The organism is Virgibacillus sp. LDC1 (assembly GCF_025792345.1).
GTDB classification, from domain to species: Bacteria; Bacillota; Bacilli; order Paenibacillales; family Paenibacillaceae; genus Paenibacillus_AQ; species Paenibacillus_AQ lautus.
Genome location: NZ_JAOXLZ010000001.1, coordinates 2,633,812 through 2,648,103, shown reverse-complemented (window position 1 = coordinate 2,648,103; position 14,292 = coordinate 2,633,812). Strand labels below are relative to the sequence as shown.

Here is a 14,292-nt window from a genome sequence, read left to right as displayed (position 1 = left end):
GAGCAAACGTGATGTATGAACAGTTTAACCTGTCCGCCAAGAACCCGATTATTAGCAATCATATGGTATACGGGCAACAATTATTGCCTGGACTGGCCTATATTGACCTTATCTACCAGGTTTATAAGAAACATCACTATCTATTCGACAAACTTGAGCTTCGTCATTTAAGTATATATAAACCGCTCATAGTCGAACGGGATGTTACTATAATTCTCGGCATTCAATGTGATGAGGCTTCTCCTGGTAGATGGAAGATTCGGTTGGAGGGACAGAATCGTCGTAACGGTATGGAAGAACCAGAGCAAACACTTTATGCCACAGCCGAGATGCATGCAAGAGATCAGGTGTCATACTCGGAAACGCTGGATTTAGGCTTCGTGAAGGGGGCAGCAAACCGTGTGCTCCCCATCCATGACATTTATGAAGAGTACCGAAGCCAGGAGTTGGTGCATACCGGATTTATGAAGGCGGAAGGCCAGATTTATGAGATGGATACAGCAGCAATTCTGGATCTTTCTATTAGTCGGGAAGCGATAGCCAGCTCGAAAGAGTTCTTATTTCATCCTGCTCTGATCGACGGCAGTGGCGTAGGGGGCGGAAGAATGTATGCTCCTTCTGCCCAAGAGGAACAGCGCTTGTTCTTGCCTCTGAGTTATGCCGTTTTTAATGCTTCGGAACCGCTCCAGGAATGCTGTATTACAAGGGTGCAGAGGTCGTCCGTTCTTCATAAGAATGAGCTGATGTTTTGGACGATGGAGTTTTTTAACGGGGATGGAAAAAAAGTCGGGGAACTGAAAAACTTATCTACGAAACTGGTTCGCGATGCCGGGTTGATCCATCCGGAGCGGAAAGGGTCCCTTTCATCATCTCAGATCACGGAGCGGCGCAAGCCACCTCGGGTCAGCTCCAATAAGCAGGTTCAAATAACGGGTGCCGACGAAACGGCACCCGTTATTTCGATCGAATGGTTCCTACGGCAACTCATGGCGGACACGCTTAACTGTAAGGTGGAAGATATCCATCCTGAATCCGGATACTACGAGATGGGACTGGATTCCCCCGGATTGTTAGAGATTGTGAGGGCGATTGAGACCAGCATTAATATCTCGTTATCGCCGACTTTGTTGTTTGAGTATACAACAATTGCCGAGCTTGCTGCTTATCTCGAAGAAAACTATGCTTCAAAATTCAAGCAATCCGAGGCTGCATCGGTAATATCCGTAACTGATACCGCTTCAGATCCGGAATTTCAGAGTTCATCTAAGCGCTCGTTTTCCGGTTCCAATCTTTCTGATAATCCGTCAACGGAAGGAGACGTTGCCATTATCGGTATGTCCGGCCGATATCCCCAAGCTAGAAACCTTCACGAATTTTGGAGGAATTTGCAGGAGGGAAAGGACTGCATAAGCGAAATTCCAAAATCCCGCTGGGACTGGAAGACGATGGATGGTATAAAATCAGCTGGCGGGAAAGCGATGTCCAAATGGGGGGGATTCATAGACGATCCGGATTGCTTTGATCCGAAATTTTTTAGAATATCCCCTCGTGAAGCAGAAACGATGGATCCCCAGGAAAGGTTGTTCCTGGAAACTTGCTGGGAAGCCATTGAGGATGCTGGATATACCCCTAAATCATTAGTCCCGCCCCGAGGTGAAAATAACAGGCGGAAGGTAGGCGTCTTCGCGGGTGTGATGCATAAGGATTATTCCCTGGTGGGCGCAGAGGCTGCTTCCCAAGGGGAAGCATTCCCACTTTCGCTGAATGCAGGCCCTATTGCCAATCGGGTTTCATATTTTTGCAATTTCCATGGCCCCAGCATGACCGTGGATACGCTATGTTCATCTTCCCTCACGGCCGTTCATCTGGCGATGGAGAGCTTGAAACGTGGAGAAAGCGAAGTTGCATTGGCCGGTGGGGTGAATTTATCTCTGCACCCGTCGAAGTATATGACATACGGGTTGTGGGGGATGCATTCAAGTGACGGTTATTGCCATACCTTCGGCGAAGGAGGCGACGGCTACGTTTCAGCCGAAGGCGTTGCGGCAGTCCTCTTAAAACCATTAAATAAAGCAGTTCGAGATAATGACCGAATCTATGCGGTTATAAAAGGCAGCGCGATCAACCATGTAGGGACTGTGAGCGGCATTATGGTGCCTGGCCCAGTGGCACAGGGGGAAGTGATCGCTGATTGTCTCGAGCAATCAGGCATAAACCCGCGAACGATCGGTTATGTCGAAGCTCACGGTACAGGCACCTCGCTGGGGGATCCTATTGAGATCGAAGGGTTAATGAAAGCCTTCGAGTTGTATACCCGAGAACGGCAGTATTGCTCGATTGGTTCAGTAAAGTCCAATATTGGCCATGCGGAGTCCGCCGCGGGAGTTATCGGCCTCCAGAAGGCAGCTCTCCAAATCTATCACAAAACACTGGTTCCATCCCTGCATTCCGAGCAATTGAATCCCTATATTGATTTTGAACAATCTCCATTCTATGTGCAGCACACCAAGGAGAAATGGAAACAACCTGTAACCATGGACGGCATGCGCAAGATTAGCTATCCGCGGAGAGCTGCGTTAAGTTCTTTCGGAGCCACTGGTTCAAATGCCCATATGATTCTAGAAGAATACATAGGTGCGAAAGTAAGCGATACAACGCAGGCGAACCATGGACAAGAGCGACCTGTGATTGTTCCTGTTTCGGCTAAAAATGAAGAAAGGCTCAAAACCTACGCAAAAGAGATGCTCGATTATCTGTTAGGATTGCCTGAGAGCGAACCGGTACAGCAGGATAAAGAGCCGGGATTTACAGTCGGTCTACAAGGTAAACTGAAGGAATTATTAGCTGATATCATGCATGTTCATGAAGAACTCATTGAACTAGATGTTACGTGGAGTGAATATGGAGTCGAGCCTGTTCATATTCGATTATTAAAGGGAAAAATTCAGGATGAATTCCTCGTTGAGATCGATGATCAGGAATGGGGGCAGAGAAGCACGATTGCTTCCGTAACCGCTCATCTTCTGAATGAGCACCCAGAAGTGATGGGGGCTCCTAACGTTGGAACTGATCATGATGGCGGATCCGATGATCAGGACAAGCGGGGACAGAACCGCTCGATAATCTCCATCGAAGATGTGGCTTATACACTGCAAGTCGGACGCGAAGCCATGGAAGAACGAGTGGTGTTTGTCGCTCAGGATATCCTCGAATTGATTCAGGGGCTTCAAGCTTTTCTGGACAATAAAGAACTTAAACACGGCTTTAGAGGCAAGGCCAAGTTAATGAAGGATTCAGCTGCATCCTCCTCTGCAGGTGATAGGAATAAGCAGTCCGTCAGCCAATGGATCGATGAGGGGAATTGGGATGAATTGGCTGAAGGGTGGGCTTCGGGCATGGAGTTAGATTGGAATTTATTATACGGCGAGAGCACCAGGCCTTCCCGGATCAGTTTACCGACCTACCCGTTTGCACGGGAGCGTTATTGGGTACCAGCTGCCGGAAAACCAATCGTTGCTGCGACTGCTGAAGCAGGGATACACCCTTTGCTGCACAAAAACACGTCCGACTTTACCGAGCAGCGATTTAGCAGCACTTTTAGGGGAAATGAATTTTTCTTATCCGATCATGTCGTGAGGAAGCAGAAGATATTACCGGGTGTTGCCTATCTGGAGATGGCGCGTATGGCAGTCATGGAATCCCTTGGCAGCCGAGCGGAGCATCATACGGGAATCCGTCTGAAAAATGTGGTTTGGATTCGGCCTGTCTCCGTTGGGGAGGAATATGCTGAAGTGAATATCCGACTGCTTCCCGCTGAGCATGGAGGGATCGTTTACGAAATATATAGTCAAGTTCAGGAGAGCACAAATTCAGAGCCTGTTGTACACAGCAAAGGCAGTGCCGAGCTGCTACCAGCTGCTGGAACGAAGGATGTCTTGAATATTGAAGATTTGAAGAGGCATTGCGGCGAACAGTGCTTCTTATCCTCCCAATTCTACGAGGTCTTTCATGAGATGGGGATGGAGTATGGCCCGGCCCACAGGGGAATAGAGAAAGCGTATGTAGGTGCGGGACAAATATTGGCTAAGTTATCCTTGCCGTCATCCGTTTCTAATACCTTGAAGGGGTATGTTCTCCACCCAAGCCTAATGGACTCAGCTTTACAGGCGACGATTGCTTATTCTATGAATTCTGGCGACATGCCCCTGGTTTCGGTGAACCCGGTGATGCCTTTTGCCCTTCAGGAACTGGATATTCGGGGGGAGTGCACGCCGAATATGTGGGCATGGATACGAAACAACGATAAGGCTGCAAAGACAGGTTTAACTCCAAAGCTGGATATCGATATATGTGATGATCAGGGCAATATTTGTGTTCGTATCAAAGGATTCTCAACAAGGGTGCTGGAAGGGGAGCTTGAGGCCAGCAGTCGGTCTAATGCGGCTACACAGGAGGCAATGGTACAAACGCCTGTCGGAAATATACATCTTGTGCCAGCATGGGAGGCCGTTCCGGTAGAGAATGGAACATGGCAGGCGCATGATTCCGATCATGTGATCTATGTTGGTGGGGAAGAGAATAGGAGCATGATTCAACAGATGTACCCGCGGGTGCATTTTTTTGATTTGAATCCAGCAGATACGATATCAGAAATTGCTGCAAAACTAGAAACTTTCGGCATAGTTGATCATATCGTGTGGGTTGCTCCTGCAGGTCCGTCATCTTCCCTGGAAGATGAAAAACTGATTGAACGACAGGAGCATGGCGTTATCCCATTGTTCCGCTTGATTAAGGCGTTCATTGGATTGGGTTATTCTGCCCGCGCCTTGGGATGGACAGTGATCACATTTGACACGCAGAGGGTTAACGAATCTCGCAAGGTCGATCCTTCGCATGCCGGCATTCACGGTCTGGTAGGTTCAATGGCAAAAGAATATCCGAGCTGGAATATCCGAATTATCGATTTGGAGGCCGGCCGTCCGTGGCCTGTATCCGATATATTCGCTCTCCCTGCTGATCGGCGTGGACACCCTTGGGTGTACCGGAAACAGCAGTGGTACCGGCAGCAGCTTGTACCATTGAATACTCCTGCAATGGTGAAATCAAGCTTTAGGCAGGGTGGCGTATATGTCGTAATTGGAGGAGCTGGCGGTATCGGCAAGGCATGGAGCGAGTATATGGTTCGTGCTTATGGAGCCTATGTGGTATGGGTCGGCCGCAGACAGATGGATGAACATATCCAGGCGGATATGGATAGAATCGCTCGTTTTGGACCCAGACCCGTCTATATCTCAGCAGATGCAACCGATTATGAAGAACTCAGAGCAGCTTATGAAAAAATAAAGCAGACATATTCGCGAATTAACGGCGTCGTGCATTCGGCGATGGTGCTGTCGAATCGAAGTCTCCTGGACATGGAAGAGGATCAATTCAGATCAGGGCTATCGGCCAAGATTGACGTGACCGTACGGATGGCCCAGGTTTTCCGTAAGGAATCATTGGATTTTGTTATGTTCTTCTCTTCCTTGATCGCTTTCATTAAGAATCCAAAACAGAGCCACTACGCAACAGGCTGTACGTTCAAGGATGCGTTCGCACATCGGCTTTCGCATGAATGGCCGTGCAAGGTGAAGGTGATGAATTGGGGGTATTGGAGCAGCGATGACGCTTCTGCTTCAGAGGATGTACAACAGCTGTCCCGGATCGGGATGGGACTCATTGAGCCTGAAGCTGGCATGAGAGCTTTGGAACGATTGGTTTCCATTCCGATTCATCAAATGGCGATGATTACAACGACCAAACCTCTTATCGTGGAAGGCATGAATCCTAAAGAGCGCATCGATATCCGATCGGATAGCATACCGTCAGTGATCAACAAAATTAGGGACTATAATTCGGGAACAGCAGATCGGCTCCAGAACATGAATGAGGCCCAGAGTTTAAATAAGGAAATGATCAGCCTTCTATTAAGAATGCTGCTAAGTGAGCTATCGTCAATGGGATTATTGGAAAAGGATACGAAGTCAGCCGAGAGCAAAGCCCATATTGGAATCATCCCAATGTACCAAAAGTGGTTTGAGGAAAGCTTGCGCGTCCTTGTGCAGCATCACTCCCTCTATCAGGATGGTGAAATGTACAAAGTAACCGATCCGTTATCCGTTGATAAAGCCTTGTTATGGAAGGAATGGGAACTGAAGAAAGTCGAATGGCTGGAAGATCCGAGTCTAAAGGCATGGATGACATTAGCTGAAGAGGTCATGCTTGCATTGCCTGAAATTCTGACAGGTAAACGCCTGGCCACCGATATTATGTTTCCGAATTCCTCCATGAACCTAGTGGAGGGCATCTATAAAAATAATCCCATCGCCGATCATTTCAATGAAGTTCTTGCCGATACCTTATTGGCCTATATGGAGGAACGGATCAACGAATCTCCTGCCGTTAAAATCCGGATCATTGAAATTGGTGCCGGCACGGGAGGAACGAGCAGCAGGCTTTTCCAAAAACTAAAGCCTTACAGTGATTATATCGAGGAGTATTGCTACACCGATATTTCCAAAGCGTTTTTATTATTTGCTGAGAAGGAGTACGGTCCGCACAATCCCTTTTTGACTTATAAAATATTGAATGTTGATGCGCCCGTTGCCGGCTCGGACACCCCTATGGGTGAATTCGATATAGCTATTGCAACAAATGTGCTTCACGCGACCCGAAATATCCGCCAAACTTTACGCAATACCAAATCCGTCCTGGAAAAGAACGGTTTGATTCTAATCAATGAGCTGAGCGATAACCGATTATTTACGCACTTAACCTTTGGACTCCTGGAAGGTTGGTGGCTTTATGAAGATGCACCTTTACGCATTCCTGGTAGTCCGGGTCTGTATCCCGAAACCTGGAAGGACGTGTTGGAGTCCGAAGGCTACGAAGCGGTTTTTTTTCCGGCAAAAGAGTCTCATGAATGGGGACAGCAGATCATTGCGGCAAGTAGTAACGGGGTGGTCCGAGTGAAACAGGTGCCCCATTCAGACAGAGCCGATGCAGAGGTCAAACGCACGTTTAATGCCAAACCATTTGATACAAGGGACGGGTTAGAAACGATTGCCGCAGTGGAAGAGCAGCCTCGAGTTAAGAACGTTGCCGCTAAACAGGCCAGCACGGTTATGACCGAACAGATGCTGGAAGATCATGTGAAGGAGACCATCATTGAGAAGCTTTCCGAGGCATTAAAAGTAAATAGGAACGAAATCGAATTGGAGGAGTCCTTTGCCGATTATGGTCTGGATTCCATTATCGGGGTTCATCTGGTACAAGTCCTTAATCAAGCCTTACGCATCGAACTCGATACCACGAGCCTCTTTGATTACAGTTCTGTTAAGCAGCTTACAGCTTATATTTTATCGGATCACAGGGATGCAGTCGCTGGCCTGCTTGGGCAGAATCTAAACAAACCAGTCGTCTCTGATGACAATCGGCGGGATATACCTGAACTAGGTGAAGCAGCATCGCCATCTTATTCCAGCCGGTTTATCGATAAGGCTTCTATATCAGGAAGGCAAGCACCTGATCTCGTTAAGCATGAGGTCTCTCCTATGACACCCATGAACAAAGAACCGATTGCCATTATCGGAATGAGCGGAAAGTATGCTAAATCAGCTAACGTGAACGAGCTATGGACGCACTTGTCCAACGGAGCAGAACTTATTGGAGAGTCTCCGCGTTGGGATCTCTCGGCACATTATCCGAAAGTGGCCCAGTATTGCGATCGCGGAGGTTTTGTAGAGAATATTGATCAGTTTGACCCATTCTTTTTTAATATTAATGGTCTGGAAGCCAGCTATATGGATCCTCAGCAAAGGATATTTATGGAGGAATGCTGGAAGGCACTGGAGGACTCAGGTTATGCCGGATCCAGGATTCAGGGACGCCATTGCGGCGTTTATGTCGGCTGCCTTGGAGGTGCGGGCGATTATCAACAGCTCTTCGGAGATGATGCGCCGGCGCAAGCATTCTGGGGCATAGCTGGATCGGTCATTCCGGCACGGATTGCGTATTATCTTGATCTCAAGGGACCGGCCATCGCCATTGATACGGCCTGTTCCAGCTCATTAGTCGCCGTCCATATGGCATGTCAGGGGTTATGGTCAGGCGAGACGGAAATGGCATTGGCTGGAGGCGTGTTTATCCAGTCTACGCCATGGTACTATTTGAGCACCAACAAAGCGGGAATGCTTTCGACAACGGGCCACAGCTATACTTTTGACGAGCGTGCTGACGGATTTATCCCGGGTGAAGGGGCGGGCGTTCTAGTACTGAAGCGTCTTCAGGAAGCGATACATGACGGAGATCATATTTATGGAGTCATTCGCGGATCGGGAATGAACCAGGACGGAACGACGAACGGCATAACGGCGCCAAGCGCCGTCTCTCAGGAACGCCTGGAACGAAACGTATATGATGCCTTCCAAATTGATCCCGGCGACATACAGGTTATAGAAGCTCATGGAACGGGCACGAAGCTGGGAGACCCCATTGAGTATCAGGCACTAACGAAGGCTTTTAGAAATTATACCGACAACAAAGAGTACTGCGCGATCGGCTCGATCAAGACCAACATCGGGCATGCGGCCCATGCGGCTGGCGTCGCGGGAATCATTAAGGTTTTGCTGTCTTTGAAGCATAAGCAAATTCCGCCTACGCTAAATTTTGAAACGGGGAATTCGAATATTCAGTTTAAGGACAGCCCCTTTTATGTAAATACGAGCCTCAGGGATTGGGAGAAAGGAAGGAGTGGTAAAAGACGAGCAGCCGTGAGCTCCTTCGGATTCAGCGGAACTAACGCCCATATTGTTATAGAAGAGGCACCGGAACTAACAGGGAGTCATACCGACAAACCGGGATATCTGATTGTGTTATCTGCACGAACGCCTGAGCAGCTGCGCAAGCAGGCGAATCAACTGCTGGATTTCTGCCAAGATGACAGGCAAGCAGACTGCGGAAACCTTAGCTATACCTTGTTGGCGGGAAGAAAGCACTTTAACAACCGCTTAGCCTGCGTAGCTCGGAGCTTGGATGAGTTAATGACATTCCTTAGTAAATGGCTGGCCAGAAGCAAGGTACCACAGGTTTATGTGTCGGAACTGAATGAAAATGATCGTCGGGAACAGCCTTCCTTAAAGCGATACGGAAACCAATGCATCCAGGAATGCCATTTGGTCGAACCCACCGAATATGTGGAGCGGCTAACAACGATTGCTGAGTTATATATTCAAGGATATGGGCTTGATTATGAAGCGTTGTTCTCGAATGAACGCTATACCATCATATCTCTGCCAACCTATCCCTTTGCGACTGAACGCTATTGGGTACCGGATAAAAAAGGCAAAGGCAGCTCTTCTATTGAATCAGCCCCACAAGGGCAGGCCATGCTGCACCCTCTGCTTCATCAGAACACATCGGATCTTTCGGGAGTCCGCTACAGCTCGACTTTTAACAGAGACGAACCTTTACTGGCTTCAACTGATGTCTCAGGAAGGAATACACTCTCGGGGATGATATATGTGGAGATGGCCAGGAAAGCAGCGGAGTTATCGGGGGGAGTTTTCCTTGACGCCCATGAAGAGATTCAGATCAAGGATGTGGTTTGGTCCCAACCGGTTGAATTTGTGGAAGAAGACTTGCAGCTCCATATTGATATCTTCCCGGATGCGGGAGACCTTTCATATGAAATCTACAGTACAGCGGACAAGAATAGCATAGATCCGGTTATACACAATCAGGGACGGGTGTTGACAACGGCCCTTCAAAGCAAGGCATTGCGGGCTGATATGAGTCTTGTACAGGCACAATGCAATGTGAAATATTTCTCGAAGTTTGAGTGGTACAAGGTATATGTGGAAGCAGGAATAATTCATAGTCCTCAACAGCAAGTGGTAGAGGAGATGTTTATCGGACACCACCAGCTGCTCGCGAAGCTTTCAATGCATTCTGCTTTTCGGGATTCATCCCATCATTTCATATTGCATCCAAGTCTAACCGAGGCTGCTATGCAAGCGACGATAGGCCTCTTGCCAGATTGGGATGAGCAAATGGGTAGCGGAATCGTGAGTTCTGCACAACCGCTATCCTTGCAGGAGGTTCATATGATCGGTAAGCCAACGCCATTGTCATGGGTTCACGTACGAAACAGTGCGTATGGCGTTCAGGGGACAAATATCAAAGTTGATATTGACTTCTACGATCATCACGGAGCGTTATACGCAACCATGAAAGGACTTACAGCGCGATTGGAGAGCAACGGACAGCATACCGTAAAACACGCAAAGGTTGGAGGAGGATTACAAATATGAGAAATCAGGATGCTCTTTCAAGTTCAAAAGGCTCAGTTTCTGCTTCAGGGGTCCAGATGTTTACACCGATCTATAAAGAAACAGAGACCATGAATGGTCGGAATCCGTCGAGTTATGTCCGGCATCTAGCCATCTTTTGTGAGATGGATCATTCAACCTTCGAAAGTCTACAGAGCGGGCTGACAGGCATCGAGTGCCTGATGCTTCAGTCACCTTCTTACCTGGAGATCAATCAACGCTTCCAATCCTATGCACAGCAGTTTCTTGACCTCGTAAAAACGATAATGGAACAGAAAGTGACCGGCGAGGTGCTTATTCAACTTGTGGTGCCGGTTCAGGGTGAGCAGAAGCTGTTCACCGGACTTTACGGCCTCCTACGAACAGCCCGTATGGAAAACCCGCGATTAAGCGGTCAACTGATAGAAATAGAACCGGACGTAGAGGCATCAATACTCGTGCAAATGCTTAACCGCAGCAAGGGGTTGGCAGTAGATATCATACGCTTTGATCAAGAAAAAAGGTGGGAGGCAGGGTGGAATGAAGTTATTGTTCCGCCGGTGGAGGTGAGCATTCCATGGAAAGACAACGGGGTTTATCTGATTACCGGAGGCGCAGGTGGACTCGGACTCCTGTTTGCGGAAGATATTATCCGGCGAGTTAACGCTCCAGTATTGATTCTTACCGGTCGTTCTGTCCTATCTATGGATAAAGAAGCCAAACTTCATGAGATGAGAGCAACAGGAGCCAGAATCGAATATAAACAAACGGATGTGTCTCTTAAGGATCAGGTAGAACTCCTGATTCATGACATCCTGGAGGAATTCGGAAGCCTGCATGGGATCATCCATGGTGCAGGTGTCGTTTGTGACAATTTCATACTTAAAAAGACCGGGGATGAATTGGAGCAAGTGCTGAATCCCAAAGTGTCAGGGACGACATATCTAGATTCGGCCACCAAGGATTTGCCGCTGGATTTCTTTATTTTCTTCTCGTCGATCGCGGGCTGTTTCGGCAATCCGGGACAAGCGGATTATGCTGCTGCCAACGCATATATGGATGCCTATGCGGCGTATAGAAACGGTCTCGTAGCAACCGGACTGCGTCAAGGCCAATCGTTGTCCATCAACTGGCCATACTGGAAGGATGGCGGAATGGAAGTTGATGAAATAACGGAGAAATCGATGATGCAAAGCTGGGGAATGATGGCTCTGGACACGAAAACCGGTATACAGGCTATGCATCAAGCACTGGCTTCCGGTCATGATCGAGTCCTCATCGTGTCAGGTCAAGTAGATCAGATCAGAGAGAGGCTGCTACCCGGTCCCACTCCTAAATCAGCAGCTTCTGAACCGACGAAGCGTCACCAAGTCGATGAGGGCTTGTTAAGAGACAGAACGGGCCGTCAACTCAAAGTCCTCTTTGGAGAAGTGACACAACTCGAGGTTACCCAATTACATGTGAATGAACCCCTTGAGAGTTATGGAATCGACTCGATCATGATCAACCAATTGAATGCAAAAATGGCAGTGATCTTCGGGGAGCTTTCCAAAACATTGTTCTACGAGTACCAGACATTAGGTGAAGTCCTTGATTATCTGACTGCCGAACACACGGAACGATGTGTGTGGTGGACAGGGCTGGGAGAGCAGAGTGAGGAGGGATCTGCAAGACCATCGGTGGATCCTCGTTCCGGTGAACCTTTTCCTGTTCTCGTTTCATTCCGTAAAGAGAAGAACCGTTCTACCCGCTCTCCAATCCATAAACCTGAGCTCAAATCGCGAGAACCCATTGCTATTATCGGTATAAGCGGACGTTATCCTTCTGCCCGCAATCTCAACGAATATTGGGAGAATCTTAAGGCAGGCAAAGATTGTATTACCGAAATACCTGGTGACCGCTGGCCGATGGAAGACTTCTTCGATTCGGATCCACAGGAAGCAGTGGCGCAAGGCAAGAGCTATAGTAAATGGGGAGGGTTTTTAGAGGGATTTGCGGATTTTGACCCTTTGTTTTTCAATATTTCTCCCCGTGAAGCCATGATGATGGACCCTCAAGAGCGCTTGTTCATCGAGTCCTGTTGGGAAGCGTTAGAAGACGCGGGTTATACGCGAAAGCAGCTGGCGATCAAGCATAACCGCCGGGTAGGCGTTTTTGCCGGGATCACGAAGACGGGTTACGATCTGTACGGCCCCGGTTTATGGGAGCAGGGGGAACATGTTAACCCGTACACCTCCTTTAGCTCAGTTGCCAACAGAGTTTCGTACTATCTGAATTTACAAGGACCCAGCATGCCGATTGATACGATGTGCTCATCCTCTCTGACCGCGATTCACGAAGCCTGTGAGCATCTTCATCTGGGAGAATGTGAAATGGCGATCGCAGGCGGTGTGAATCTATACTTGCACCCTTCCAATTATCATTGGCTTAGCGTTCAACAAATGCTCTCGAAGGATGGCAGATGCAAAAGTTTTGGCCAGGGCGCAAACGGATTCGTTCCTGGTGAAGGCGTGGGGATCGTTCTTCTGAAACCTCTGTCACGTGCAATTGCAGATGAAGATCAGATTCATGCCGTGATTAAAAGCACCAGTACGAATCATGGCGGTAAAACCAACGGCTATACTGTACCCAATCCTGTAGCGCAGGGAGATCTCGTCCGTGCTGCACTGGATAAAGCAGGAATAAATGCAAGAGCGGTCAGTTATATCGAAGCGCACGGAACAGGAACCGATCTCGGCGACCCCGTTGAAATAACAGGGCTTACCCAAGCATTCTCCATAGATACAGGGGATACTGGGTTTTGCTCCATCGGTTCAGCCAAATCCAATATCGGCCATTTGGAAGCGGCAGCCGGCATGGCCGGTCTAACCAAAATCGTCTTGCAAATGAAGCATAAGATGCTGGTACCCAGTCTGCATGCCAAAGAACTGAATCCGAACATTAACTTTGCCAACACGCCTTTTGTCGTCCAGCAATCGCTTCAGGAATGGCAAAAACCGGTGATTCATATGGATGGAGAGCTTATAGAGTTTCCTAGGATAGCGGGTGTCTCGTCCTTTGGAGCAGGCGGTTCCAATGCCCATGTCATCTTGGAAGAATATACGCCTGAGGAGACGTATCGCCCGGCCCCGTCTTCTCAAGATGGTCTTCCTGTGGTTGTTCCGTTGTCAGCCAAAAACCAATCATGCCTTAACGAGAAAGTGAAACAGCTTTTGGAGATGATGGCTGAGGAGATTTTATCGGATAGTCAGCTCCTTGATATGGCTTACACTCTTCAGGTTGGGCGAGAAGGCATGGAAGAACGGATTGCAGTCGTTGCGGAATCGATTCAAGATCTTCGAGCTAAGCTAACACGTTATGTGACGGGACACAACGATATTGATGGACTCTACAGGGGACAGATGAAGCAGGGTAAAGAGCAACAGAGTATAGAAGAAGCGGATTCATCGATGGAGAAGCTGGTACTGGAGCGGAATTTTCATAGCATCGCCATGATTTGGGTTCAAGGCCTGCGCGTGGATTGGAATATCCTGTATAGGAATGGCGTTAAACCACGCCGTCGAAGTCTGCCCATCTATCCCTTTGCGAGGGAACGATATTATATTGCAGAGCATCAGCTGATTAAAGAAGGCGTTGTTTCATCAACCCGGAAGTCGCTCGTGGATTCTGCGAATGCGAATGAGTCTGCAAGGATGGAGATGGATGGAAGCTCCAAGGAAACAATCCACGCGGCAAGTCATCGAAGTGCTGTGTCAGGTAAAGGCTGGCGAAGAGAAATGAGAGGCATGAGCACGAAGCAGTGCATTGAATGGGATTTGAAGGAGCAGATCGGTATATTGCTCCAAATTCAGAAGGGTAGGCTGGACAGCGAAATCAATCTTGCTGACTTTGGCTTTGACTCCATAAATTTAACCCATTTGGCGACCAGGCTGTCTAAGCATTATGG

General features: G+C 48.4%; 2 protein-coding genes (1 of these 2 only partly in view). Both read left to right on the top strand.

Annotated features, from left to right (window positions below; all coding sequences use genetic code 11):
* The first annotated feature begins 11 nt into the window (after positions 1 to 11).
* Complete coding sequence (locus OHJ21_RS11665; protein ID WP_486021035.1) at positions 12 to 10,349, top strand: SDR family NAD(P)-dependent oxidoreductase; 10,338 nt, start codon at positions 12 to 14, stop codon at positions 10,347 to 10,349.
* Positions 10,346 to 14,292, top strand: the 5' end (the start) of a protein-coding gene (locus OHJ21_RS11660; RefSeq protein WP_486020112.1) for an SDR family NAD(P)-dependent oxidoreductase. Its footprint extends 14,056 nt past the window's final position; 3,947 of the gene's 18,003 nt are visible here — the first part of the coding sequence; its start codon is at positions 10,346 to 10,348; its stop codon lies off the right edge, out of view. Before OHJ21_RS11665 ends, OHJ21_RS11660 begins: the two co-directional genes overlap by 4 nt.